Genomic DNA, 25,176 nt, shown 5'->3' with positions numbered 1-25,176 from the left:
GCATCCCTTTGAATATATACCATTTATTGCTATCAAGTTAACCGATCGATTTCAAATTAACCAACAACTAACAAGCATTAGCCGACAAGCGCCAACAAGATACCCGCAGCAACGGCAGAACCCAGAACCCCAGCCACGTTAGGACCCATCGCATGCATGAGCAAGAAGTTTTGTGGATTGGCTTCAAGACCAACCTTATTGACCACACGTGCCGCCATTGGTACCGCCGATACACCCGCAGCGCCAATAAGTGGGTTTATATCCTCTTTAGAGAACTTGTTAAGCAGCTTAGCCATCAAAACACCGCCAGCGGTACCGATACTAAAGGCAACCGCACCCAGAGCAAGAATACCGAGCGTCTCAACGTTTAAGAACTCTTCCGCTTGTAGCTTCGAACCCACCCCCAGACCAAGGAAGATCGTGACGATGTTAATCAACTCATTCTGAGCAGTTTTCGATAGGCGATCAACGACACCCGCTTCGCGCATCAAGTTACCCAGACAGAACATGCCCACCAGTGGTGTTGCGGAAGGTAAGAACAAAATCGTCATCAACAACACCGCGAGTGGGAATAAGATCTTCTCAACTTTCCCCACATGACGAAGCTGAGCCATCTGGATCTTACGCTCTTCTGGTGATGTTAGCGCCTTCATAATAGGTGGCTGAATAATCGGAACCAACGCCATGTAGCTGTATGCTGCAACCGCGATGGCACCCAATAGATCAGGAGACAATTGGCTTGCCAAGAAGATCGCCGTTGGTCCATCTGCACCACCAATGATCGCAATTGACGCTGCATCTGGCATACTAAATTCCATGCCAGGTACATAGTTGAGTAGAATCGCCCCAAATAGAGTGGCAAAGATCCCAAACTGAGCCGCCGCGCCCAACCATAGCGTTTTCGGGTTTGCAATCAAGGCACCAAAGTCCGTCATTGCCCCTACACCCATGAAGATCAACAGCGGGAATATACCTGATTCAATACCAACGTAGTATACATAGTAAAGTAGCCCACCTTCTTCGGTGAATCCTGCGTTGGGAATGTTCGCTAAAATCGCGCCAAAGCCAATCGGCAGCAGAAGTAAAGGCTCGAAGCCCTTACGTATCGCCAAGAATAGCAAAGCACAGCCAACCAAGATCATACAGATCTGGCCAAACTCAAAGTTAGCGATCCCTGTTTCTGACCAAAGGGTCATTAATCCTTCCATGGTACTCCCTTACGCTAGGCTGATCAGCGGCGCGCCTACAGTGACGGAATCGCCTTCTTTGACGTGAAGATCTTGCACAATACCACCGCGGGCAGCACGTACTTCTGTTTCCATCTTCATCGCTTCAAGGATCAACAGCACATCGCCTTCAGCGACTTGAGATCCACTTTGGACGTTTACTTTGAATATATTACCCGCTAGTGGAGCTGGAACGACTTCAGAGTTGCCGGCTGGTGCAGAAGGCGCTGGCGCAGCTTGTGGTGCCGATGCTTGAGCTGGAGCGACTGACGTCAACTGCCCCTGAGGACCAACTTCCACATCGTATACTTGACCGTCCACCTTAACGCTGTAAGTCTCAATTCCGCCCTGTGCAGATTGAGCAACTGGAGCAGATGAAGGTGTTTCCTCTAGCCATGGTGCCGGCTCAAAGGCTTCAGGATTACGACGATTTTTGAGGAACTTGAGCCCTACTTGAGGGAACAACGCGTACGTGAGGACATCATCAACCGTATCTTCAGCCAGAGAAATACCCTCTTCTTTCGCTTTGCTTAGGAGTTCATCCGTTAAGGTATTAAGCTCTGCGTCCAGCAAATCAGCAGGGCGGCATGTGATCGCTTCACCACCGTCAAGCACTTTTGCTTGAAGCGCCGCGTTTACCTCAGCCGGTGCTGCGCCATATTCGCCTTTAAGAACACCTGCGGTTTCTTTAGTAATACTCTTATAGCGCTCGCCAGTTAGAACATTGATTACTGCTTGAGTACCAACAATTTGCGAAGTTGGCGTCACTAGTGGGATGTAACCTAGATCTTGGCGTACGCGAGGGATCTCTTCCAATACTTCATCAAGCTTATCCGCCGCACCTTGCTCTTTAAGCTGACCTTCCATATTCGTCAGCATACCACCCGGAACTTGGGCGATTAAGATACGTGAGTCGACACCTTTTAACTGACCTTCAAACTTAGCGTACTTCTTACGAACTTCGCGGAAGTAAGCGGCAATAGGCTCAATTTGGTCAAGCTTAAGATTGGTATCTCGCTCAGTACCTTGTAGCATTGCAACTACTGTTTCTGTTGGCGTGTGACCATAGGTGCAGCTCATCGATGAGATTGCTGTATCCAGAATATCCACGCCTGCTTCTACGGCTTTGACAGCCGTCGCAGTAGATAAACCTGTTGTTGCATGACAATGAAGCGCTAAAGGGATGTCAGTAGAAGATTTGATTCGAGTAATTAACTCTTCCGCTTCATAAGGTTTAAGCAGGCCAGACATGTCTTTGATACACAAAGAGTGACAGCCCAAGTCTTCAAGACGTTTGGCAAGATCAACCCAAGTATCAGTATTGTGCACTGGGCTTGTGGTGTAAGAGAGCGTACCTTGAGCGTGTGCACCGACATCAACGGCAGCTTTGACTGCCTTTTCAAAGTTACGGACATCATTCATCGCATCAAAGATACGGAATACATCCATACCATTGGCGTGAGCGCGTTCAACAAACTTCTCTACCACATCGTCAGCGTAGTGACGGTAACCCAATAGATTTTGACCACGCAATAGCATTTGCATTGGGGTATTCGGCATCGCTTTTTTAAGCTCGCGTAGGCGCTCCCATGGGTCCTCTCCCAAGAAACGAATACACGCATCAAACGTTGCTCCGCCCCAAGTTTCAAGAGACCAATAGCCTACTTTGTCCAGCTCTGCTGCAATCGGTAACATATCTTCAAGACGCATACGTGTCGCAAACAGCGATTGATGGGCGTCACGAAGAACCACGTCGGTTAAAGCTAGTGGTTTTGACATGCTCATTAACTCCTTTTAATCCATTTCAAATGCTATTTAGCTGTAGAGGTACGATACTGGTGTACTGCAGCAGAGATTGCCGCCACGACCTTCGGGCTAACAGCAGAAGAGGTTGGTTGAACTTTGTTATTTTGATTTGGGGTGGCGATCGGCTCTGGTACTTCTTCAGGCACCAGTTTCGACATTAGCCGAACGAGATAAACAAGAATAGTGAGGAATAGAAACACCACAACCATGCCCGTAAGCATCATGGTCGCAGCATCTACTAGCAGGCTTCCAATATTATCCATTTTTGCATCCTTTCTTTGTCATCCTGACAAGGGATTAGGCAAACCATGCGGACTTCTTGTCCAATTTACCTAAACATGCCCAACTTTTCGTTGGACGTCTTCAATCAGGACGAGCTTTGTGATCCCGACAAGAGGTCTAGGATTATCTCGATTGGTTAAACTTTGTCAATTTTGTTTAAAGCAGTCTTGATGATAATGCACATATCTAAGGGTTAATACGTCATACAAGTCACATAAATCTGCAATATCAGTTTAATCAAGGATAAATAACTGCTGTTTTTCAGACGTTATTTCAAATACGAGGAGAATACTGCGATAGGGTTAATATTTCCCAAAAAAGCCCTTAAGAAACACTAACTTGTAAATTGAGAGTTAAACATTTGATAATAAAATGTTAATAAAAAAGCCCTGCTATTTCTAGCAGGGCTTTCTCAAAGAGTGGCGCGTCCTGGAGGATTCGAACCTCCGACCGCCTGGTTCGTAGCCAGGTACTCTATCCAGCTGAGCTAAGGACGCGCAGTTTTCGATATCAACGTCTGTTAATACCAGGATTCCAATCTATACAAAGGAAACCTAAAGAGTGGCGCGTCCTGGAGGATTCGAACCTCCGACCGCCTGGTTCGTAGCCAGGTACTCTATCCAGCTGAGCTAAGGACGCGCAGTTTTCGATATCGACTTCTGTCAATATCAGGATTCCAATTTATGCAAAGGAAACCTAAAAAGTGGCGCGTCCTGGAGGATTCGAACCTCCGACCGCCTGGTTCGTAGCCAGGTACTCTATCCAGCTGAGCTAAGGACGCGCAGTTTTCGATATCAACCTCTGTCAATATCAGGATTCCAATCTATACAAAGGAAACCTAAAGAGTGGCGCGTCCTGGAGGATTCGAACCTCCGACCGCCTGGTTCGTAGCCAGGTACTCTATCCAGCTGAGCTAAGGACGCGCAGTTTTTGATATCGACTTCTATCAATATCAGGATTCCAATCTATACAAAGGAAACCTAAAGAGTGGCGCGTCCTGGAGGATTCGAACCTCCGACCGCCTGGTTCGTAGCCAGGTACTCTATCCAGCTGAGCTAAGGACGCGCAATGTTCTCTAAAACGAGAGGTGTGAAGTATATCACACTAGTTCTTTGAAACAACAGGGCTTTAAAACAAAAAAATTGGCCATAAGCCAATTAATGGCGGTGAGGGAGGGATTCGAACCCTCGATACGGTATCAAGCCGTATACTCCCTTAGCAGGGGAGCGCCTTCAGCCTCTCGGCCACCTCACCGTTTTATTCCCTGGTAAGGAAATTATGGCGCGTCCTGGAGGATTCGAACCTCCGACCGCCTGGTTCGTAGCCAGGTACTCTATCCAGCTGAGCTAAGGACGCGCTATACTTTCTTGCTACAGAAAGTTGTTTTAAAGCTGTTCCGAAGAACTGTTCTTCTATAAGAAGAAGCAAGAATGGCGGTGAGGGAGGGATTCGAACCCTCGATACGGTATCAAGCCGTATACTCCCTTAGCAGGGGAGCGCCTTCAGCCTCTCGGCCACCTCACCGTCTTGCGGAGGCACATATTACGATTTACCAAAAATATGTCAAACATTTTCTTGGCAAAAACGGCAAAAACTTTTCCAAGCGTTTGCTATTTAATCAAAGCGGTGTTAATTCGCTCTTTTTGCTAAAAATATGCCCTTTTCAGCAACAAAAAAGGCTGACAATATTTGCCAGCCTCTCTGTGTAATTAGTAGTTGCCAGATGCAACGTTACCATTACCTTTTTCTGCCTGAATGCGCATGTAAATTTCTTCACGGTGAACAGACACTTCTTTCGGAGCATTAACACCGATACGTACTTGGTTACCTTTTACACCCAGTACCGTTACTGTTACTTCATCACCGATCATTAGAGTTTCGCCAACGCGGCGAGTTAAAATTAGCATTCTGTGCTCCTTGAGTAATCTCTGAATTATCTTGCTACAAGGCTATTATCCAATAAAAGTTATATTTTCGTAAACTCTATTGTGGCTCGAATCTAGCCTAAAAAGGCATGTTTTTGCAGGTAGTCGATCGCCTCTGCAGAAGTTATGTACGCATCATGCAGTATGTTAGCTGCTTTGTCGACACATTCTGGCGACAGCACAAGCATCAACGACTGTGGGTTAACAGCATAATGTTCGACCGAAATGCCTTGTTCTGTAAGCAAAGCGTAAGACTTTTCCACCAGTCCTTCTACGTGTAAGCCGACGGCAGTCAGCAAACTTACTGAATCACTATTACGGATTTTGTCACCGAAAACCAGTTCCAGTTTTGCATAAGCGTCCAGTTTTAGTACCACACCTGTCCATTCTGTATGCTCGATCACATTCCAGATGACAATACCTAGCATTTGACACTGAGTCTTAAGTGCAGAGAGCATCTCTTTTTCAATTCTGATCAAGCACATATCTCGCTGAATGGCGACTCCGCAAACTGCATTTTGACACTCTTCCCCTTTGACCAAACTGCCGGGATTGCGATCAAATGTAGAAAGCACTCGTAGGGGAACATTATGTTTCCATGCGTACTGCACTGACGGTAGGTGAAGAACCTTGGCACCTTTGCGCGCCATTTCCTCCATCGAAGGAAAGTCGATCACGTCCAGTTTTTGCGCGGTCGCGACCACTCGAGGATCACATGTGTATATGCCATCTACATCAGTAAAGATTTGACATTCCGTAGCATTGAGCGCGCCTGCTAAGGCCACCGCACTTGTATCCGATCCACCTCGACCTAGCGTGGTGATATCCCCATTTTCATTGACCCCTTGAAATCCAGCCACGATGACTATGTGATCTTGTGCTAACAAATCTCTGATAACTTGGGTATCAATATGTTTAATCGTTGCGTCATTGTGTTGATTGTCCGTCACAATGTTCGCTTGTGCTCCGGTAAGTGAACGGGCTGCAAACCCCAGTTTATTGAGAGTCATTGCAAGTAGTGCCATCGACACTTGTTCACCAGCAGAGAGCAAAACATCAAGTTCTCGCGCCGTAGGTACACTATCGACCTGTTTCGCCAAGTCCATCAGCCTGTTTGTTTCACCAGACATTGCGGATACGACTACGACAACTTGATTACCATCATTTTTCGCCTTTATGATGTGTTCGGCTACCGTATGGATCCTTTCAATAGAACCAACAGACGTTCCGCCAAACTTTTGCACGATAAGGGGCTTTTTCACCAGTCTTCACCTTCCCAAGACCAAAGTCTCATTCGGACTGCATTCAATGTGTTGAATATTGTTTGCAGTAGTTATAACAAAAACCAAGCGGCCTATTCGACTATCACTAGGACAATCAATTAAACCACTTGGTTAGGACAAAAAAATTACGCTCAATCAAACAAATGATTGAGCGCAGTTTATACAGTATTTTTTACAAGCGTTCTTCTAGCCAAGGCTGAACAGTCTTGATCGCTTCAGGCAGAGCTTCAACATCAGTACCACCCGCTTGCGCCATATCAGGACGACCACCACCTTTACCGCCAACTTGCTCAGCTACCATCTTAACAAGATCGCCCGCTTTCACTTTGCCGATAAGGTCTTTAGTCACACCAGCGATGAGACCAATCTTATCGCCGTTAATGTTCGCCAATAGGATAACGCCACTACCCACTTGGTTTTTAATGTCATCAACCATAGTGCGTAGGTTTTTGTTATCGGCGCCTTCTAGAGCAGCAATCAACACTTTTGTGCCGTTGATTTCCTGAACTTTACCCATGATGTTTGCGCTTTCTGCGGCAGCCATCTTGTCTTTCAGTTTCTGAATTTCTTTCTCTAGAGATTTTGCTTTTTGTGCCGACTCAACAAGTTTCTCTTCGTACTTAGCTTGCTGCTCTTCGATTGCATCTAGTGCTGCTTCACCAGTTACCGCTTCGATACGACGGATACCTGCTGCGATACCACCTTCAGAAGTGATCTTGAATAGGCCAATATCACCCGTGTTAGAAGCGTGGATGCCACCACAAAGCTCAGTTGAGAACTCGCCCATAGATAGCACGCGAACTTCATCATCGTACTTCTCACCGAACAGGGCCATTGCACCTTTCTGCTTCGCTGATTCGATGTCCATTACGTTAGTTTCAATCACGTGGTTACGACGAACTTGTGCATTTACTAAGCGCTCAACTTCTTTTAGTTCAGCAGGCGTTACCGCTTCGAGATGAGAGAAGTCAAAACGTAGGTTGTCTGGCTTAACAAGTGAGCCTTTCTGCGTTACGTGCTCGCCCAGAACTTGGCGTAGTGCAGCATGAAGCAGGTGCGTTGCTGAGTGATTTAGTGAGATAGAAGCGCGACGCTCTGCATCAACAATAGCTTCCACTTCATCACCTTTCGCGAGAACGCCTTCGGCTAGAACGCCGTGGTGCGCAATTGCATTGCCTAACTTCTGCGTGTCTTCTACTTTGAATAGACCAGATTCAGTTTTTATGACACCAGCGTCACCACACTGACCGCCTGATTCTGCGTAGAATGGCGTTTCACTAAGAATGATGATCGCTTTATCGCCCGCCGATAGAGATTCAGCCACTTCACCTTCAACGAAGATTTCAGCCACATTGCTCTTACCTTGAGTGCCGGTGTAACCGCAAAATTCGGTTTCAGCTTCTGTTTTAATTGTTGCGTTGTAGTCCGTACCAAACTGGCCTGCTTCACGTGCACGCTGACGCTGTTCTTCCATCGCTTTCTCGAAGCCCGCTTCGTCGATAGTGAAATCACGCTCGCGAGCCACGTCGTTAGTTAGGTCAGCAGGGAAACCGTAAGTATCGTAAAGCTTGAATACTGTTTCACCATCAAGCTCTTTACCTTCAAGTGCATCCAGTGCTTCATTGAGGATAACCATGCCACGCTCTAGTGTGCGACCAAAGTTTTCTTCTTCAATGCGTAGTACTTTCTCAACAACGGCTTGTTGCTTCTTAAGCTCGTCAGCTGCGCTGCCCATCACTTCAGCCAGTACACCGACAAGCTTGTGGAAGAATACGCCTTTTGCACCTAGCTTGTTACCGTGACGCACGGCACGACGGATAATACGACGCAACACGTAGCCACGACCTTCGTTTGAAGGCATCACACCATCTGCGATTAGGAATGAACAAGAGCGGATGTGGTCCGCAATCACGCGTAGCGATTGATTTGAAAGGTCTTCGCAACCGACAACCTCTGCAGCAGCTTTGATTAGCTTTTGGAATACGTCGATTTCGTAGTTTGAATGAACGCCCTGCATGATTGCAGAAATACGCTCAATACCCATACCCGTATCAACTGCAGGTTTAGGTAGCGGTTCCATCGTGCCATCAGCATGACGGTTGAACTGCATAAATACGTTGTTCCAGATCTCGATGAAACGGTCACCGTCTTCTTCTGGAGTACCAGGACGGCCTCCCCAGATATGCTCACCATGATCGTAGAATATTTCAGTACAAGGACCACAAGGACCTGTGTCACCCATTGTCCAGAAGTTATCTGATTCGAACTGCTTGCCGCCTTCTTTGTCACCGATACGAACGATACGGTCAGCAGGTACGCCTACTTTCTTGTTCCAGATATCGAAGGCTTCGTCATCTGTCTCGTATACCGTTACCAGTAGACGCTCTTTTGGCAGTTGTAGCGTTTCAGTTAGGAATTCCCAAGCAAACGCGATCGCGTCTTCTTTGAAGTAATCACCAAAGCTAAAGTTACCTAGCATTTCGAAGAAAGTATGGTGACGAGCTGTAAAACCAACGTTCTCAAGGTCGTTATGTTTACCACCCGCACGTACACAACGCTGAGCCGTAGTTGCTCGAGTGTAGGCACGCTTTTCGGCGCCTAAGAAGCAATCTTTAAATTGGTTCATACCTGCGTTTGTGAATAGCAGGGTTGGATCGTTATGTGGAACCAACGATGAACTGTCTACGATTTGGTGTCCTTTGCTTTCAAAGAACTTAAGGAACGCGTTACGAACCTCATCAGTGCTCATGTACATGCAGCTCTTCCTGAAAATAGTCGAGTTAGAATTTTGCGCTATTGTAGATCATGGTTTGCGCTACGACTAGTTTTCTCGCAGAAAAGAGTATTTGGATTGTGGAAACGAAACTAAATCATCAAATTAACGACTCATTTAGCTGTTAATCCTCAGTTTCCGAGTTGAGCGCATAGCTGATTTGTTCAAAGCTATAACCTCGATATTGAAGAAAACGCACCTGTTTGGCGTACTCTTTTTGGTCTTTCGCTTTCATTCCTTTGAATTTCTTCTCGGCAGCACTTTTTGCCAATTCGAACCAATCTTGCGGCTCTTCTTCCATCGCTTTTTCTATGACTGACTCGGCCACTCGCTTTTGATTCAGCTCTTGGCGAATGCGGCGCTCTCCATGGCCTTTATAAACATGCTGCCTCACTTGGCTTTTGGCATAACGAAGATCATCTAAGTAATTATGATCTAAACAAAAATTAATCGCTTCTTGAATCGCATCCTCTTCATAACCTTTCAAGCTAAGTTTCTGATACATTTCATACTCACCATGATCACGACGACTGAGCAGTTGAATAGCGGCTTCTTTGCTCGACAGTGTTGGGGGTTTTCGTTGGAACATGTCGGATTAAATTCTCATATTCTAAATACAACAAAGCCCCGCATAAGCAGGGCTTTAAATTCATAAGGCTATGTTATAGCTCTTCTTGCTCAGGCATTTGGCCTAGTTCTGCGTCATCTGGCTGAATTTCTGCTGGCGACAGAAGCATTTCACGCAGCTTAGCGTCGATAGCTTGTGCTGCCTCTACGTTTTCTCGTAGGAACTTGCCTGCGTTTGCTTTACCTTGACCAATCTTGTCGCCATTATAGCTGTACCATGCGCCCGCTTTTTCGATTAGCTTATGCTTAACGCCTAGGTCAATCAGTTCACCTTCACGGTTGAAACCTTGGCCATACATGATTTGCGTTTCAGCTTGCTTAAATGGTGCTGCAATCTTGTTCTTAACTACTTTGATGCGAGTCTCGTTACCCACAACCTCATCGCCTTCTTTGATAGACCCCGTACGGCGAATGTCTAGGCGAACCGATGCGTAAAACTTAAGTGCGTTACCACCCGTTGTGGTTTCTGGGTTACCGAACATCACACCAATTTTCATACGGATTTGGTTGATGAAGATACACATACAGTTAGACTGCTTAAGGTTACCGGTTAGCTTACGCATAGCTTGAGAAAGCATACGCGCTTGAAGACCCATGTGGCTGTCGCCCATTTCGCCTTCGATTTCCGCTTTAGGTGTTAGGGCAGCAACCGAGTCAACAACCATTACGTCAATAGCACCTGAACGAGCTAGCGCGTCACAGATTTCAAGAGCTTGCTCACCAGTGTCTGGCTGAGAAACCAATAGTGCATCAATATCAACACCAAGCTTCTTCGCGTAAACAGGATCAAGTGCGTGCTCTGCATCGATAAATGCACAAGTTTTACCTTGTTTTTGCGCCGCAGCGATACACTCAAGAGTTAGCGTTGTTTTACCCGATGATTCAGGACCGTAGATTTCTACGATACGACCCATCGGAAGGCCACCAGCACCCAGTGCGATATCAAGAGAAAGTGAACCAGTAGAGATTGTTTCTACATCCATTGCGCGGTTATCACCCAGGCGCATGATTGAACCTTTACCGAATTGCTTTTCAATCTGACCTAGCGCAGCGGCGAGCGCTTTCTGTTTGTTCTCGTCCATCACTTTCTCCAAAAGACTCATCTTGTGCTGATGAATATCAATCAAATTCTTTTATCCAGTGCCAAGCACTGAACCATCAATGAAAGTCATTATACTGTTGATTCATACAGTGTCTACACCTGTATGGATTTTTTTTGAATTTTGATGATATCTATCTAATTTATCGAAACTTTTAATTCATTACTTATTCATTGCTCTGCGACACTTAGCTTCTCATACAGTACTTGCTGCGCTTTGATAACAGCTTGTCGACGTACTGATCGTCTATCCCCCTCAAAGCAATAAGTGGCCACTTTTAACCAACCTTTGTCGTCTGCCCAAGCAAAATACACTGTTCCAACAGGTTTCTCATCCGAGCCACCACCAGGACCTGCGATACCACTTATAGAAACCGAGATCGTTGCACGCGAATGTCGAATTGCACCTTGCGCCATTTCAACCACGGTTGCTTCACTCACCGCCCCGTGAGCGTCAAGCGTTTCTTCCTTTACACCTAGCATTTCCATCTTAGCTTCATTGCTGTAAGTGATGAACGCACGATCAAACCATGCGGAGCTGCCTGCTATATCGGTAATCGCAGCGGACACCCCGCCACCTGTGCAAGATTCTGCGGTTGCGAGTACCTGTTGGTGACGTAATAGTGCTTCACCCAATCGCGCTGACAGGTTTTGTTGTGATTCCATATCTAAATACCCTCTTGCATCTTTTCGCCCAATGTCGATTCACGTATCCTAAGCCGCAATAGACATAAACGAAAGAAGTTACCCGTGAAAGCGTTACCTGAAAAAGATAAGCAAAAACATACCCCAATGATGCAGCAGTATCTCAAGTTAAAAGCCGAGAACCCTGACATCTTGCTGTTCTATCGAATGGGCGATTTTTACGAACTTTTCTATGATGATGCCAAACGCGCGTCACAACTACTCGATATTTCTCTGACTAAACGCGGCGCATCTGCTGGCGAGCCGATTCCAATGGCGGGCGTCCCCTTCCATGCCGTAGAGGGCTATTTAGCCAAATTGGTGCAGCTTGGCGAGTCCGTCGCGATTTGTGAACAAATTGGCGATCCTGCGACGAGTAAGGGTCCAGTAGAGCGTGCAGTGGTTCGTATTGTCACCCCTGGCACCGTTACTGATGAAGCCCTGCTTTCCGAGCGTATCGATAACCTTATCGCCGCTATCTATCACCACGATGGTAAATTCGGCTACGCGACTCTCGATGTCACTTCCGGTCGATTCCAGCTCATGGAACCGGAAACAGAAGAAGCAATGGCAGCCGAGTTGCAACGTACCGCGCCACGCGAGCTGCTGTTCCCAGAAGACTTCGAACCCGTGCATTTGATGTCTTCTCGCAATGGCAACCGCCGCCGCCCGGTATGGGAGTTTGAGCTAGAGACAGCGAAGCAACAACTCAACCAACAGTTTGGTACACGCGATTTAGTTGGGTTTGGAGTCGAACACGCCAAACTCGGATTATGCGCAGCGGGTTGTCTGATTCAATATGTGAAAGATACCCAACGAACAGCACTGCCGCACATTCGCTCTTTGACCTTCGATCGCCAAGATCATTCGGTGATTCTTGACGCGGCAACACGCAGAAATTTAGAGATCACCCAAAACCTTGCCGGTGGTACAGACAACACCCTTGCTGAAGTTTTGGATCATACAGCGACCGCCATGGGTAGCCGTATGCTCAAACGCTGGTTGCATCAGCCGATGCGCGACATTGATACGCTAAACCACCGTCTAGATGCTATTGCTGAGCTAAAAGGTGAAGCCTTATTTAGTGACTTACATCCAGTACTTAAGCAGATTGGCGATATCGAACGTATTCTGGCCCGTTTGGCGCTGCGCAGTGCTCGCCCACGTGATATGGCTCGTCTACGCTATGCGATGCAGCAGTTGCCGGAACTATCTGAGTTAATGAGCTCACTTCACCACCCTTACCTCGCTAAGTTAGCGCAATACGCGGCGCCAATGGATGAGGTGTGCGAACTGCTAGAGCGTGCTATTAAAGAGAACCCGCCTGTGGTTATTCGTGATGGCGGTGTGATCGCAGAAGGGTACAACGCTGAACTCGATGAATGGCGTAAATTGGCAGATGGTGCGACCGAATATCTTGAGCAAATGGAGCAAGACGAGCGTGAGCGTCACGGCATTGATTCACTCAAGGTGGGCTACAATAATGTCCACGGTTTCTTTATTCAGGTCAGCAGAGGGCAAAGCCATTTAGTGCCGCCACACTACGTACGTCGCCAGACGCTTAAGAACGCAGAACGCTACATCATCCCTGAGTTAAAAGAACATGAAGATAAAGTCCTCAACTCAAAGTCAAAAGCGCTAGCGCTGGAGAAACAACTTTGGGAAGAGCTGTTTGATTTGCTTCTTCCACATTTAGAGCAAATGCAAAATGTCGCCTCTGCAGTCTCTCAAATTGACGTTTTGCAAAACCTAGCAGAACGTGCAGACAGCTTAGATTACTGTCGCCCGAACTTAACCAAAGAGGCTGGTATTCATATCCAAGCTGGCCGCCATCCAGTTGTTGAGCAAGTGATGGACGAGCCGTTTATTGCCAATCCAATCGAGCTCAATGCCCAACGTAAGATGTTAATCATTACTGGTCCGAACATGGGCGGTAAATCGACTTACATGCGCCAAACCGCGTTGATTGCACTGATGGCTCACATTGGTTCTTACGTGCCTGCTGAGTCAGCAACCATTGGTTCGGTGGATCGTATCTTTACTCGTATTGGTGCTTCGGATGACCTGGCATCAGGCCGTTCTACCTTTATGGTTGAGATGACGGAAACCGCTAACATCTTGCACAACGCAACACAAAATAGCCTAGTACTAATGGATGAGATTGGGCGCGGTACCAGTACTTATGACGGCCTATCTTTGGCTTGGGCGAGCGCGGAATGGTTGGCAAAACAGCTCGGTTCAATGACATTGTTTGCGACCCACTACTTTGAGCTCACTGAGTTGCCAAGCCAAATACCGACCTTAACCAATGTTCACCTTGATGCGGTTGAACATGGCGATAGCATTGCCTTTATGCACGCCGTTCAAGAAGGCGCTGCGAGCAAATCATACGGTCTTGCTGTCGCGGGACTTGCTGGCGTACCAAAGAGCGTAATCAAAAATGCACGCGCTAAGCTGACCCAACTCGAACAAATCGGTCAAATAGAAGCATCATCAACGCCAAGTAGCGGTGTGGACATCGCGAATCAATTAAGCCTTATTCCAGAACCGAGTGAAGTTGAAGAAGCGCTTTCCAATATTGACCCTGACGATCTCACTCCGCGTCAGGCTTTGGAAGAGCTATATCGACTTAAAAAGTTGCTTTAGTCTTCAATGAAAAATGGCTGCCAAAGGGCAGCCATTTTTTTACAATTTTCTTCGCAGCAGCATCAGTGCCAAGGTTAAAAATACCAAACTCGGCATTACCGCCCCCACTGCGGGAGGAATTCCATAGACTAAAGTCAGTGGACCAAAAAACTCACTCGAAATATAGAAAGTAAAGCCAGCAACCACACCGGATAAAACCCTCGCCCCCATACTTACGCTACGCAAAGGGCCGAAGACAAACGACAGCGCGAGCAACATCATAACCGCAATGGATACTGGCTGAGTGACTTTACGCCAAAGGGCCAGTTCATAGCGAGAGGCGTCTTGCTCTGAGGCTTTAAGGTAAGTGACGTAGTCATACAAACCGCTCATCGCCAACTCTTCCGGCTCTACTTTTACCACAGCCAACTTGTCAGGAACTAACGTCGTTTTCCACGCGTATTCCTTCACCTTAGACTTAGCGAGTTCAACCTTGTCGGCCATGTCGGTAATTTCCGCATTTTTCATGAGCCACTGGTTATCACCTAAGTAGTCCGCTTCAGGGGCAAACATCACTTGATAGAGTTTCTTCTCATCATCGAATCGCCAAACCTTCACACCATAGAGCGTGTCGTCTTCCACCTTGCCGATGAAGATAAAGTCATCCACATCTCGCGCCCAGACCCCGGCACGAACGGAAACAATTTGCCCGCCAGAAATCGAGAATGAACGCAGCTCGCGTGCCATTTTTTGCGCTTGAGGCGCCCCCCACTCCCCTAGAAGCATGATAATCAGCATTAATGGAATTGCGGTTTTCAGTACCGACAAACCAATATCGAGTTTGGAGTAGCCAGAAGCCTGCATGACCACGAGCTCAGAACTTGATGCCAAAATACCTAAGCCGATTAAGGCACCCAGTAAAGCAGACATGGCAAAGAACAATTCAATATCGCGTGGAATTCCCAACAGGACAAAATAGAACGCGTTGAGCAAGTCGTAACTTCCCTTACCTACACTGCGTAATTGCTCTACAAAACGGATGATGCTCGATAAGCCGATAAGAGTCGCTAACACCATAGAGGTCGTCGCGATAATGGTTCGGCCGATATAGAGGTCTAGAATTTTAAACACGAGTTACGACACCTTACGTTGTCTAAATTTGTCTTTCATGCGTCGCACAGGAACGCTGTCGATAAAGTTGACGCCAATCGCCGCCACTAACAGAGCAAAGTTGATTGGCCACATACCAATCACTGCTGGAATATTGCCATCCTCAATTGCTGATTTCGTCGTCGACATTGAGATAAAGTAAACAAAATAAGCCAGAATCGCTGGCCCCATTTTGGCAAAGCGACCTTGGCGCGGGTTAACGGCAGAAAGAGGCACCACAAGCATGGTCAACAGTGGGATACAAACAAAGAGCGATATACGCCATTGAAGCTCGGCTTTTGCAGACAAATCGGTACTCTCAATCAAGTCTAGTGTTGGCACCGCGCCCCAACTGCGGCGCTTAGCTTGGACTTCACGTTGACCAATCAAACCGCTGTAATGCTCAAACTCTGTCACCATGTAATCCAAGCGAGTAGGTATGCCTTCGTATCGCGTACCATCATGCATCACAATCATTTGGCGACCATCATCGTGCTCACGCACTTCACCCGAGTTAGAGAACATTACACTCGGTAAAATCGCATCGCGCGGGCGCACTTGAGCCACAAACACGTTGTTGAGCTTGTTGTCTCGGATTTCATCAATGAAGACGACAGAAGAGCCGTCTGGTGTACGCTGAAACTGACCCGCTTTTAACAAGTCGACACTGTTTTCAGCCGCAACTTGCTCTATCAACTGAGCCTCTTTTTCTTGACTCCATGGCGCTAAATAAAGCGTGTTGAATGCAGCCAGTGCTGTGGTGATAAACGCAAGTGACATCGCCGCACGGATCAAAAACTTACTGCCCATGCCTGTCGCATTCATGACGGTAATTTCACTTTCGCTGTATAAACGGCCAAAAGTGAGCAAGATACCGATGTATAAGCTCATCGGCAGCATCAGAAGCCCCATTTGGGGAATATTTAATCCAACGATAGCTAAGATCAGTCGAGCAGGGATATCACCGTCCGTCGCATCGCCTAAAACTTTGATAAAAGTCTGACTAATAAAGACGAGTAAAAGCACAAAAAATATCGCTAATTGGCTTTTGAGTGTCTCGCGGATCAAATATCTAACAATAATCACGCTGAAATTACCTATACAAAACTTGTTTTTTTAATTGAATCACTATAATTTCCCGTTGAACCTTTTATTTTTAAATTTTTTGGCTAACTGTTAACGCGCTTATTTAAGGATAGTTCCGAGTAAGGAATCAACAAGTAAGACGGCATTATCTAACATTTAGTTCTATTTGTCTTCAGGATGTAGGAGTACGCATGGAGTTCAGTGTAAAGAGTGGCAGCCCTGAGAAACAGCGCAGCGCATGTATCGTTGTAGGTGTGTTTGAACCACGCCGTCTTTCTCCGGTCGCTGAACAGCTCGACAAAATCAGCGATGGCTATATCAGTTCTCTACTTCGCCGTGGCGATCTGGAAGGTAAACCAGGGCAGATGCTACTGCTTCATCAAGTACCTGGAGTACTGTCTGAACGCGTTTTACTTGTCGGTTGTGGTAAAGAGCGTGAGCTTGGCGAGCGCCAATACAAAGAAATCATTCAAAAAACCATCAATACGCTCAACGAAACAGGTTCAATGGAAGCAGTATGTTTCCTAACAGAACTGCACGTTAAAGGTCGTGACACTTACTGGAAAGTACGCCAAGCGGTTGAAGCAACAAAAGATGGCCTTTACACGTTCGACCAATTTAAGAGCGTTAAACCAGAAACTCGCCGCCCACTTCGTAAGCTGGTATTCAACGTACCAACACGTCGTGAGCTAAACCTTGGCGAAAAAGCAATCGCACACGGTCTTGCTATCGCGTCTGGTGTGAAAGCATCGAAAGACCTAGGCAACATGCCACCAAACATCGCCAACCCAGCTTACCTTGCTTCTCAAGCTCGTCGCCTCGCGGATGATTATGAGACAGTAACGACTAAGATCATTGGCGAGCAAGAGATGGAAAAACTGGGTATGACTTCATACCTAGCCGTTGGCCGTGGTTCTAAAAACGAATCGATGATGTCTATCATGGAGTACAAGGGCAACCCAGATCCAGAAGCAAAACCAATCGTTCTTGTGGGTAAAGGTCTAACCTTCGATTCAGGCGGTATCTCTATCAAACCAAGTGAAGGTATGGATGAGATGAAGTACGACATGTGTGGTGCTGCCTCTGTCTTCGGCACAATGAAAGCACTGGCAAAACTTAACCTGCCAATCAATGTCGTCGCGGTTCTTGCTGGTTGTGAGAACATGCCAGGCAGCAATGCCTACCGTCCAGGTGACATTTTGACGACAATGTCTGGTCAAACGGTTGAAGTACTTAATACTGACGCTGAGGGTCGTCTAGTCCTGTGTGATGCACTAACTTACGTTGAACGTTACGAGCCAGAGTGTGTGGTTGACGTAGCGACTCTAACTGGCGCATGTATCATGGCTCTAGGCCACCACATCAGTGCGGTTATCTCTAACCATAACCCGCTGTCACACGAACTGATCAACGCATCTGAGCAATCTAGTGACCGTGCATGGCGTCTCCCTATGGCTGACGAGTACCACGAGCAGTTGAAGAGCCCATTTGCTGATATGGCAAACATCGGTGGCCGCCCTGCTGGCACGATCACAGCGGGTTGTTTCCTGTCTAAATTTGCCAAGAAATACCACTGGGCACACGTCGACATCGCGGGTACAGCTTGGAAGTCGGGCGCAGCAAAAGGCTCTACGGGCCGCCCTGTCTCAATGCTTGTCCAATTCCTGCTTAACCGCAGTGGCCAAGACACAGAGGAATAAACCTCAACTTCGTCAAAAGGGCCGCAAGGCCCTTTTTTGTATCTAAAGCAATAGTGAGCTAAAACAAAATGGCAAACGCAACGTTTTACATTATCAAACCAGACTCCCCGCAATCGAATGCCGTGGGTTTTGGCGACTATGTACTGTTTCTTGCCAGACATTTTGCCTCACAGGGTGCCAAGGTGTATCTGAATTGCCACGACAAATCGCACGCAGAACAGATTGCTGAGACTTTTTGGCAAGCCGAGCCCCATCACTTTATTGCCCACAACTTGGTTGGCGAAGGACCAAAATATGGCACCAAGGTGGAAATAGGCTATCAAGCTGTTAAGCCCTCATGGAATCGGCAAATAGTAATAAATTTGGCGGAAAATGAGACAACCTTTGCGAACAAGTTTGCTGAGGTGGTAGACTTCGTCCCTTGCGAAGAAAAAGCCAAGCAACTGGCGCGAGAAAGATATAAAATCTACCGTCAAGCGGGCTATCAGCTACAAACGATCGAGATCGAACACAGCTAGCACCACCGCACCAATAACCGGTCAATCCTTATAGCTAAGGCGATCTTGTCAGAGATCCCTCACTTATAAAGATTGACTTAGAATTAAACCAGACCTATCAGCAGAATATCTATAGCTATGGAAAAGACATATAACCCAACTTCAATTGAACAGGCTTTATATCAAGCTTGGGAAGAGAAAGGCTACTTCAAGCCACACGGTGACACGACCAAAGAATCATACTCAATCATGATCCCACCACCGAACGTCACTGGTAGCCTACACATGGGCCACGCGTTCCAAGATACGATCATGGATACTCTGATCCGCGCAGAGCGTATGAAAGGTAAAAACACCCTTTGGCAAGTCGGTACAGACCACGCAGGTATCGCAACCCAAATGGTTGTTGAGCGTAAAATCGCTGCTGAAGAAGGCAAAACAAAGCACGACTACGGCCGTGATGCTTTCATCGACAAAATCTGGGAATGGAAAGGCGAGTCTGGTGGCACCATCACTAAACAGCTTCGTCGTCTAGGTGCATCGGTAGACTGGGACCGTGAGCGCTTCACAATGGATGACGGTCTATCTAACGCGGTTCAAGAAGTTTTCGTTCGCCTATACGAAGATGACCTAATCTACCGCGGTAAGCGTCTAGTAAACTGGGATCCTAAACTGCACACGGCAATCTCTGATCTAGAAGTTGAAAACAAAGACAAAAAAGGCCACATGTGGCACTTCCGCTACCCGCTAGCAGACGGTGTGAAAACAGCAGAAGGCAAAGACTACATCGTAGTTGCAACCACGCGTCCTGAAACCATGCTCGGTGATACGGGTGTTGCGGTTAACCCAGAAGATCCTCGCTACAAAGATCTTATCGGCAAAGAAATTCTACTTCCTATCGTTGATCGTCGCATCCCAATCGTGGGTGACGAACACGCTGATATGGAGAAAGGAACTGGCTGTGTGAAAATCACACCTGCGCACGACTTCAACGACTACGAAGTTGGCAAACGTCACCAGCTACCAATGATCAACATCCTGACTTTCAACGCAGACATCCGTGATGCGGCTGAAGTATTCACCACTAACGGTGAAGCAAGCGATGCATACTCAACTGAGCTACCTGCTAAGTACCACGGTATGGAGCGTTTTGCTGCACGTAAAGCGATCGTAGCTGAGTTTGATGAGCTAGGCCTGCTTGATGAAATCAAAGACCACGACCTAACGGTTCCTTACGGTGACCGTGGCGGCGTGGTGATTGAACCTATGCTGACTGACCAATGGTACGTTCGCACCGCCCCTCTTGCTGAAACGGCAACTAAAGCGGTTGAAGATGGTGAAATCCAATTCGTTCCTAAGCAATACGAAAACATGTACTTCTCTTGGATGCGCGACATTCAAGACTGGTGTATCTCTCGTCAGCTTTGGTGGGGTCACCGCATCCCTGCATGGTACGACAACGACGGCAATGTATACGTAGGTCGCACTGAAGAAGAAGTTCGTGCAAACCACAACCTAGCGCCAGTTGTGGTTCTACGCCAAGACGACGACGTACTGGATACTTGGTTCTCTTCTGCACTTTGGACCTTCGGTACGCAAGGTTGGCCTGAGAACACAGATGATCTGAAGACATTCCACCCTTCAGACGTACTCGTAACGGGTTTCGATATCATCTTCTTCTGGGTTGCTCGTATGATCATGATGACGATGCACTTCTGTAAAGATGAGAACGGTAAGCCACAAGTACCATTTAAGACGGTATACGTTACTGGTCTAATCCGTGACGAAAACGGCGACAAGATGTCTAAGTCTAAGGGTAACGTTCTTGACCCAATCGACATGATTGATGGCATCGACCTTGAGTCTCTTGTTGAGAAGCGCACGGGTAACATGATGCAGCCTCAACTTGCAGCGAAGATCGAGAAAAATACGCGCAAGACGTTTGAAAACGGTATCGAACCTTACGGTACTGACGCACTACGCTTCACTCTTGCTGCTATGGCTTCTACTGGCCGTGACATCAACTGGGATATGAAGCGTCTGGAAGGTTACCGTAACTTCTGTAACAAGCTATGGAACGCAAGCCGTTACGTACTGATGAATACAGAAGAGCAAGATTGTGGCTTCCATTCATCTAACGAACAGGCAGGTGAGATTGAATACTCACTCGCAGACAAGTGGATCGAGTCTCAGTTTGAGCTAGCAGCGCAAGAGTTCAATGGTCACATTGATAACTTCCGTCTGGATATGGCAGCAAACACGATTTATGAGTTCATCTGGAACCAATTCTGTGACTGGTACCTAGAGCTAACCAAACCAGTTCTTTGGAAAGGCAGTGAAGCTCAGCAACGTGGTACTCGTCGCACGCTAATCACCGTTCTAGAGAAGACACTTCGTCTAGCGCACCCTGTGATCCCATACATCACAGAAACTATCTGGCAGAGCGTTAAGCCGCTGGTTGACGGTGTTGAAGGTGACACAATCATGCTTCAAGCACTGCCTCAGTTCGACGAAGCGAACTTCAACCAAGCAGCTCTTGATGACATCGAGTGGGTGAAGTCATTCATCACTAGCATCCGCAACCTACGTGCTGAATACGACATCAACCCAGGTAAGCCGCTTGAAGTGATGCTAAAAGCTGCGAGCGAAGAAGATGCAGCACGCCTAGAAGCGAACAAGCAAGTTCTGGTTTCTCTAGCGAAACTTGAGTCCGTACGCGTACTGGAAGTAGGTGAAGAAACACCAGCTTGCGCAACGGCGCTGGTTGCTAAGTCTGAACTGATGATCCCAATGGCGGGTCTTATCGACAAAGACGCTGAGCTTGCTCGTCTAGACGGCGAAATCAAGAAGACTCACGGTGAAATCAAGCGTATCGAAGGCAAGCTAGGTAACGAAGGCTTTGTTGCTAAAGCACCGGAAGCGGTAGTTGCTAAAGAGCGTGAAAAGCTAGAAGGCTACAAAGAGACTCTAGTGAAACTAGAAGAGCAAAAAGCAACGATTGCAGCGCTGTAATCTTTGCCTCTAGTAAAAAAATAAGCTGGTCACTCGACCAGCTTTTTTTATTCTTGCTAGTGGCTAATTTCTCGCAGCTTCAATTCTCTCATCGAAGTCAGGGTGTGAGCTTAGCCACTCCGGTATAGCAAACTCTTCTTGCTGACTAAATTGCTCAAACATTTCTGCCATTGCTTCACTGCTGCCATAAATCACACGCATATTGTGTTTCGCATACTCATCCGCTTCCATCTCGGCTTCCCGTGAATGGCCATTTGACAAGAAAAAGACGCCAACACCAGCCATGTTGTCGATCACGCCTGAGCTCTCACCTGTCAGCAAAGAGACACCAACAGAAAGAATACTTGAGTGAACAAGACGCTTTAACATATGACGATGATGAACGTGGCCAAGTTCATGCAAAATAATGCTATCGAGCTGCTGCTCATTGGCCGCTAACTTGACCATTTGATCAAGAACGACAATTTTCCCACCAGGCAAAGCGAACGCATTCGCTCCCATCTCTGAAGAGCGAAATACAATATCGACTGAGTAAGGTAATGGCTCGATCTGCGATAAATAATGGGACACTCTAGTGCGAATTTGCTCCTGCTCCAAAATACTCAGTTCACTGGGGGCCCAATGCTCGTCCAAGCTCGCCAACACCTTATCCCCTAGCGCGACAGCAACCGTATTTGGAACGGCATGAGCTACTTTTTCACTAAGCCAAGGCAGAAGATAAACATAACTGCCGACAATAACACCGATACAACACACTACCGACAACAGCCAAGCAAACCGTTTAGTTTCCATCTTCTCGACAAAACTAGAACGCTTGTTTCGCTTTAGCCACTCGTTGATTTGTGGCGTCCTATCTGCGACAAACATCCAGCCATCGGCAAACTTAAAACGGATGGGCAAGTTGCCAACAGGGGCGCTGACTTCAACCCATGCCACTTCGCAGTAAACCGTTTCTTCTTCGGTCACGATACAAAGTGATGTTGAACTGGACGCATCTAGCTCAGCTGCGAGTCGAACTGAGCTATTCGGCGGAAATGCACTGCCTTGAAAACGCATTAGTTGATGCCGATACCGAGGTCAAATGCCTGAGCAACTTCATCCGTGACCGCTGATTTCACATCGGAATCTTGGTCAACCGCCACTAATAAAGTCATGTTACCCACCACAGCTGTTCTTTCAGATAGATAGCGGCTGGTTCTCACCATCACCCATGGACGCGCAAGACCTAACGTGATCACTTGCAGCAAGAAGTTAGAAATCACTAAGCCCATGTAGCTACTGACACTCATGGTTGAAGCGAATCTAAAGGCCGTTTCTGATTGATCTTCTTGTTGAGCGACCAGTTGAGAGAAAACATAGTTACGCACACGAGTCGTTGTATATGCCGTCAACGCGATAGTTAAAACAATCATCGCCGCGTACACAATGACAACACCCGCAAACGCCCCCGCACTCTGGCCAACTTGAGAAAGATCAGAAAGATGCAGCTGACTAAATTCAACACCACCAAACACAACGAGCATAGCAACGACAGCAAATGCCAGCGCAGACAACACACCGATGATCATCGCCTTGCAGTAGGTCTTCAAAAAGAAACCTGTTGTAATTTCTGCGCTAAACTTCCAATCACCGTATTGATAGCCATTAGCAAAAAAGCGGTGAGCACCAGCAACAACCCACGCGTAAACCACTGCCATAACAGCAAAAAGACCGAACCACATCGCGATTCCTGCTGCGGTAGAAACGGAACCAACTGCGATTGAAATACCTATATAGACCGCAAGAATGAGCAATGCACCTACGCCACGTCCAAGTAGCGTAACGTATGCGCTCTTAAGCGGAGCCGTGAAGGAGAAGTGAACGTTTCGGTAGCTCGTCATCGCGGAATCGAAACGAGCATTGCTCCAAAGTAGCCAAGGCAGTGCTGCATAAAATGCTAACAGTAGCGCCATACTTGCAACAGGGAAAAATTGGCTACTAACAGACCAAATAAGAACCACGACGAGTGCCACAATACGACCTTTAAGGATCTGTATTGGTTTGGCGTGATACTCAAAGTTATCGCCACTAATATGAGTGTTACCGTAGAAGTAGCGCTTTGTTCTTACTTTGGCCCATGCCGAGTAAATACCTAATGTAACAATAGAAAGGAGGATATTAACTATCCATATGCCGAAAAATTCGCCGCCTCTACCGTGAAATGAAACGGGATTGGTTAACTGGTTTTGGTCCATGCCTAAAATTCCTGACGTGATTTATAAATTATTTTGATGTCGTAATTTCTTACATTTTATTTATCCCGTCTATAAATAGAGTCAGAATAATAATCAAGCATAGACATAGCTCACAGTTGATTATTTACTTTAAAGTCAATAAGTTAAAATCACCGTACTGCAATTCAATTACACAATGCGGTTCTGTTTCTTGCCTTTGATAAATGCCGCAATGTTATCCATCAAAATGTTGGCCAGATTCTGAATCGATGAGTCACTTCCCCAAGCGACATGTGGAGTAAGCAGCAAATTAGGTAGCGACATGTTCGCCAGTAATGGGTTAGAGCTATCTGCAGGTTCTTGAGTAAAGACATCGACCCCAGCTCCGGCAATGATTCCTTGCTTCAACGCGTTAACCAAGGCAGCTTCATCAACGAGCCCCCCTCGCCCCGTATTGATCAGCAGGCAGCTAGACTTCATCATTGCCAGCTCGCGCTCTCCAATCAGATTCAGCGTTTGTTCATTTAAAGGGCAGTGCAAAGAGATGATATCCGCTTGTTGCAAGCACTCCTCAAACGGCACAAAGCCATCTCGGCAATTAGGGGCACCTTTGCGCTCAGCAAACAAGACTTTCATGCCGACCGCTTTAGCCAGAGTTGCGGTTGCTTGACCTAGCGCGCCAGAGCCAATGATGGCCAGCGTCGAGCCTGCAACATCACCGATAGGGTGCGTGAAGAAACAAAACTGTTTATTACGCTGCCATTCACCGGCGGCGATATCATTATGGTAGGCAAATAGATTGCGCTTAAGGGCAAAGATCATCGCGATAACGTGCTCTGGTACCGACTGAGTCGCATAGCCTTGTACATTGGTCACGACAATGCCATTGTCGGCACAATAGTCGATATCGATATTGTTAAACCCCGTCGCCGATACCGCAATCAACTTGAGTTCAGGCAACTGACGTAAACACTCGCGGTCTAAAATGACTTTGTTGGTAATGGCGACCTGAACACCTTGAAGTCTCTCAACAACTTGCTCTGGCGAGGTAAAGTCGTAGTCGATCCGCTTATGCTCTAGAGCCAGTTCGGGCAATTCGATTTGAGTGGGGATCGTGGCACGATCAAGAAAAACAACGGTTGGAATAGCAGAAGTTGGCAGCGACATAGGATCTCCTTTCACTGCCAAG

The 25,176-nt window shown here is 47.1% G+C and carries 18 protein-coding genes and 8 tRNA genes; 4 read left to right on the top strand and 22 right to left on the bottom strand.

The genetic code is table 11. The features are described from left to right. Window positions 1–77 precede the first annotated feature (77 nt). The 17 genes from OH458_RS12970 to pncC all read right to left on the bottom strand — a co-directional run bounded on the left by OH458_RS12970 (window position 78) and on the right by pncC (window position 11,687). Complete coding sequence (locus OH458_RS12970) at window positions 78–1,208, bottom strand: sodium ion-translocating decarboxylase subunit beta (protein WP_005475535.1); 1,131 nt, start codon at window positions 1,206–1,208, stop codon at window positions 78–80. A 9-nt stretch (window positions 1,209–1,217) separates the two neighbouring features. Continuing rightward, the gene (oadA, locus tag OH458_RS12965; RefSeq protein WP_269978620.1) at window positions 1,218–3,005 is read right to left on the bottom strand and encodes a sodium-extruding oxaloacetate decarboxylase subunit alpha; all 1,788 of its coding nucleotides are present in this window, start codon (window positions 3,003–3,005) and stop codon (window positions 1,218–1,220) included. Window positions 3,006–3,037: 32 nt separating this feature from the next. Then, window positions 3,038–3,295 carry an oxaloacetate decarboxylase subunit gamma gene (locus OH458_RS12960; protein ID WP_005475486.1) on the bottom strand — a complete coding sequence of 86 codons (258 nt, stop codon included), beginning with the start codon at window positions 3,293–3,295 and terminating at the stop codon, window positions 3,038–3,040. 439 nt (window positions 3,296–3,734) lie between these two features. Further along, window positions 3,735–3,811, bottom strand: a tRNA-Arg gene (locus OH458_RS12955). 65 nt (window positions 3,812–3,876) lie between these two features. Beyond that, a tRNA-Arg gene (locus OH458_RS12950) sits at window positions 3,877–3,953 on the bottom strand. Window positions 3,954–4,018: 65 nt separating this feature from the next. Continuing rightward, a tRNA-Arg gene (locus OH458_RS12945) sits at window positions 4,019–4,095 on the bottom strand. 65 nt (window positions 4,096–4,160) lie between these two features. Continuing rightward, a tRNA-Arg gene (locus OH458_RS12940) sits at window positions 4,161–4,237 on the bottom strand. Between the two features lie 65 nt (window positions 4,238–4,302). Then, window positions 4,303–4,379 (bottom strand) — tRNA-Arg (locus OH458_RS12935). 96 nt (window positions 4,380–4,475) lie between these two features. Further along, window positions 4,476–4,568: transfer RNA gene (locus OH458_RS12930), tRNA-Ser, on the bottom strand. Window positions 4,569–4,593: 25 nt separating this feature from the next. Beyond that, window positions 4,594–4,670 (bottom strand) — tRNA-Arg (locus tag OH458_RS12925). Window positions 4,671–4,745: 75 nt separating this feature from the next. Further along, window positions 4,746–4,838: transfer RNA gene (locus tag OH458_RS12920), tRNA-Ser, on the bottom strand. A gap of 185 nt (window positions 4,839–5,023) precedes the next feature. Further along, the gene (gene csrA, locus OH458_RS12915) at window positions 5,024–5,221 is read right to left on the bottom strand and encodes a carbon storage regulator CsrA (RefSeq protein WP_004415691.1); all 198 of its coding nucleotides are present in this window, start codon (window positions 5,219–5,221) and stop codon (window positions 5,024–5,026) included. A 92-nt stretch (window positions 5,222–5,313) separates the two neighbouring features. Beyond that, window positions 5,314–6,501, bottom strand: a complete 1,188-nt coding sequence (locus tag OH458_RS12910) for an aspartate kinase (protein WP_269978619.1) — start codon at window positions 6,499–6,501, stop codon at window positions 5,314–5,316. Between the two features lie 193 nt (window positions 6,502–6,694). Further along, window positions 6,695–9,277 (bottom strand): alanine--tRNA ligase, encoded by a 2,583-nt coding sequence (alaS, locus tag OH458_RS12905; protein ID WP_269978618.1) that lies wholly within the window; start codon window positions 9,275–9,277, stop codon window positions 6,695–6,697. 142 nt (window positions 9,278–9,419) lie between these two features. Beyond that, a complete protein-coding gene (gene recX, locus OH458_RS12900; protein WP_005472727.1) occupies window positions 9,420–9,884 on the bottom strand; it encodes a recombination regulator RecX in 465 nt (154 codons plus the stop codon). A gap of 73 nt (window positions 9,885–9,957) precedes the next feature. Further along, window positions 9,958–11,004, bottom strand: a complete 1,047-nt coding sequence (recA, locus tag OH458_RS12895; protein WP_038140340.1) for a recombinase RecA — start codon at window positions 11,002–11,004, stop codon at window positions 9,958–9,960. Between the two features lie 188 nt (window positions 11,005–11,192). Beyond that, window positions 11,193–11,687, bottom strand: coding sequence for a nicotinamide-nucleotide amidase (pncC, locus tag OH458_RS12890; protein ID WP_269978617.1), 495 nt, complete (start codon window positions 11,685–11,687; stop codon window positions 11,193–11,195). Window positions 11,688–11,813: 126 nt separating this feature from the next. On the opposite strand from pncC, the gene mutS reads away from it, so the two are divergent. Then, entirely contained in the window at window positions 11,814–14,351 is a 2,538-nt protein-coding gene (mutS, locus tag OH458_RS12885; RefSeq protein WP_269978633.1) for a DNA mismatch repair protein MutS, read from the top strand. A gap of 39 nt (window positions 14,352–14,390) precedes the next feature. Here mutS and lptG read toward each other — a convergent pair whose 3' ends face one another. Both lptG and lptF read right to left on the bottom strand, forming a co-directional pair. Next, window positions 14,391–15,461 (bottom strand): LPS export ABC transporter permease LptG, encoded by a 1,071-nt coding sequence (gene lptG / locus OH458_RS12880; RefSeq protein WP_039625617.1) that lies wholly within the window; start codon window positions 15,459–15,461, stop codon window positions 14,391–14,393. Window positions 15,462–15,464: 3 nt separating this feature from the next. Continuing rightward, window positions 15,465–16,565: an LPS export ABC transporter permease LptF gene (gene lptF / locus OH458_RS12875; RefSeq protein ID WP_269978616.1), complete on the bottom strand. Its 1,101-nt coding sequence runs from the start codon at window positions 16,563–16,565 to the stop codon at window positions 15,465–15,467. 191 nt (window positions 16,566–16,756) lie between these two features. Here lptF and pepA point away from each other — a divergent pair, with 191 nt between their 5' ends. The 3 genes from pepA (at window position 16,757) to OH458_RS12860 (ending at window position 21,774) form a co-directional block, all read left to right on the top strand. Then, a complete protein-coding gene (gene pepA, locus OH458_RS12870) occupies window positions 16,757–18,265 on the top strand; it encodes a leucyl aminopeptidase (RefSeq protein ID WP_269978615.1) in 1,509 nt (502 codons plus the stop codon). 68 nt (window positions 18,266–18,333) lie between these two features. Then, entirely contained in the window at window positions 18,334–18,783 is a 450-nt protein-coding gene (locus OH458_RS12865; protein WP_005472629.1) for a DNA polymerase III subunit chi, read from the top strand. Window positions 18,784–18,900: 117 nt separating this feature from the next. Further along, on the top strand, window positions 18,901–21,774 hold the full coding sequence (locus OH458_RS12860; protein ID WP_269978614.1) for a valine--tRNA ligase: 2,874 nt from the start codon (window positions 18,901–18,903) through the stop codon (window positions 21,772–21,774). Window positions 21,775–21,837: 63 nt separating this feature from the next. On the opposite strand, the gene OH458_RS12855 is transcribed toward OH458_RS12860, so the two are convergent. The 3 genes from OH458_RS12855 to OH458_RS12845 form a co-directional block, all read right to left on the bottom strand. Then, on the bottom strand, window positions 21,838–22,830 hold the full coding sequence (locus OH458_RS12855) for a M48 family metallopeptidase (RefSeq protein ID WP_269978613.1): 993 nt from the start codon (window positions 22,828–22,830) through the stop codon (window positions 21,838–21,840). Then, window positions 22,830–24,008, bottom strand: a complete 1,179-nt coding sequence (locus tag OH458_RS12850) for a YjgN family protein (RefSeq protein WP_269978612.1) — start codon at window positions 24,006–24,008, stop codon at window positions 22,830–22,832. Before OH458_RS12850 ends, OH458_RS12855 begins: the two co-directional genes overlap by 1 nt. A gap of 168 nt (window positions 24,009–24,176) precedes the next feature. Next, on the bottom strand, window positions 24,177–25,154 hold the full coding sequence (locus tag OH458_RS12845) for a D-2-hydroxyacid dehydrogenase (protein WP_269978611.1): 978 nt from the start codon (window positions 25,152–25,154) through the stop codon (window positions 24,177–24,179). Window positions 25,155–25,176: the final 22 nt, after the last annotated feature.

The organism is Vibrio sp. MarTm2 (assembly GCF_027587055.1).
GTDB classification, from domain to species: domain Bacteria; phylum Pseudomonadota; class Gammaproteobacteria; order Enterobacterales; family Vibrionaceae; genus Vibrio; species Vibrio sinaloensis_D.
The sequence above is the reverse complement of the archived record's forward strand: the minus strand, read 5'-3'. Positions and strand labels throughout refer to the sequence as shown.

Excerpts from the sequence above, each read along its gene's own strand:
- OH458_RS12970 (WP_005475535.1), bottom strand. The coding sequence starts at position 1,208 with ATGGAAGGATTAATGACCCTTTGGTCAGAAACAGGGATCGCTAACTTT.
- oadA (WP_269978620.1), bottom strand. The coding sequence starts at position 3,005 with ATGTCAAAACCACTAGCTTTAACCGACGTGGTTCTTCGTGACGCCCAT.
- OH458_RS12960 (WP_005475486.1), bottom strand. The coding sequence starts at position 3,295 with ATGGATAATATTGGAAGCCTGCTAGTAGATGCTGCGACCATGATGCTT.
- csrA (WP_004415691.1), bottom strand. The coding sequence starts at position 5,221 with ATGCTAATTTTAACTCGCCGCGTTGGCGAAACTCTAATGATCGGTGAT.
- alaS (WP_269978618.1), bottom strand. The coding sequence starts at position 9,277 with ATGTACATGAGCACTGATGAGGTTCGTAACGCGTTCCTTAAGTTCTTT.
- recX (WP_005472727.1), bottom strand. The coding sequence starts at position 9,884 with ATGTTCCAACGAAAACCCCCAACACTGTCGAGCAAAGAAGCCGCTATT.
- recA (WP_038140340.1), bottom strand. The coding sequence starts at position 11,004 with ATGGACGAGAACAAACAGAAAGCGCTCGCCGCTGCGCTAGGTCAGATT.
- pncC (WP_269978617.1), bottom strand. The coding sequence starts at position 11,687 with ATGGAATCACAACAAAACCTGTCAGCGCGATTGGGTGAAGCACTATTA.
- mutS (WP_269978633.1), top strand. The coding sequence starts at position 11,814 with ATGATGCAGCAGTATCTCAAGTTAAAAGCCGAGAACCCTGACATCTTG.
- pepA (WP_269978615.1), top strand. The coding sequence starts at position 16,757 with ATGGAGTTCAGTGTAAAGAGTGGCAGCCCTGAGAAACAGCGCAGCGCA.
- OH458_RS12865 (WP_005472629.1), top strand. The coding sequence starts at position 18,334 with ATGGCAAACGCAACGTTTTACATTATCAAACCAGACTCCCCGCAATCG.
- OH458_RS12860 (WP_269978614.1), top strand. The coding sequence starts at position 18,901 with ATGGAAAAGACATATAACCCAACTTCAATTGAACAGGCTTTATATCAA.
- OH458_RS12855 (WP_269978613.1), bottom strand. The coding sequence starts at position 22,830 with ATGCGTTTTCAAGGCAGTGCATTTCCGCCGAATAGCTCAGTTCGACTC.
- OH458_RS12850 (WP_269978612.1), bottom strand. The coding sequence starts at position 24,008 with ATGGACCAAAACCAGTTAACCAATCCCGTTTCATTTCACGGTAGAGGC.
- OH458_RS12845 (WP_269978611.1), bottom strand. The coding sequence starts at position 25,154 with ATGTCGCTGCCAACTTCTGCTATTCCAACCGTTGTTTTTCTTGATCGT.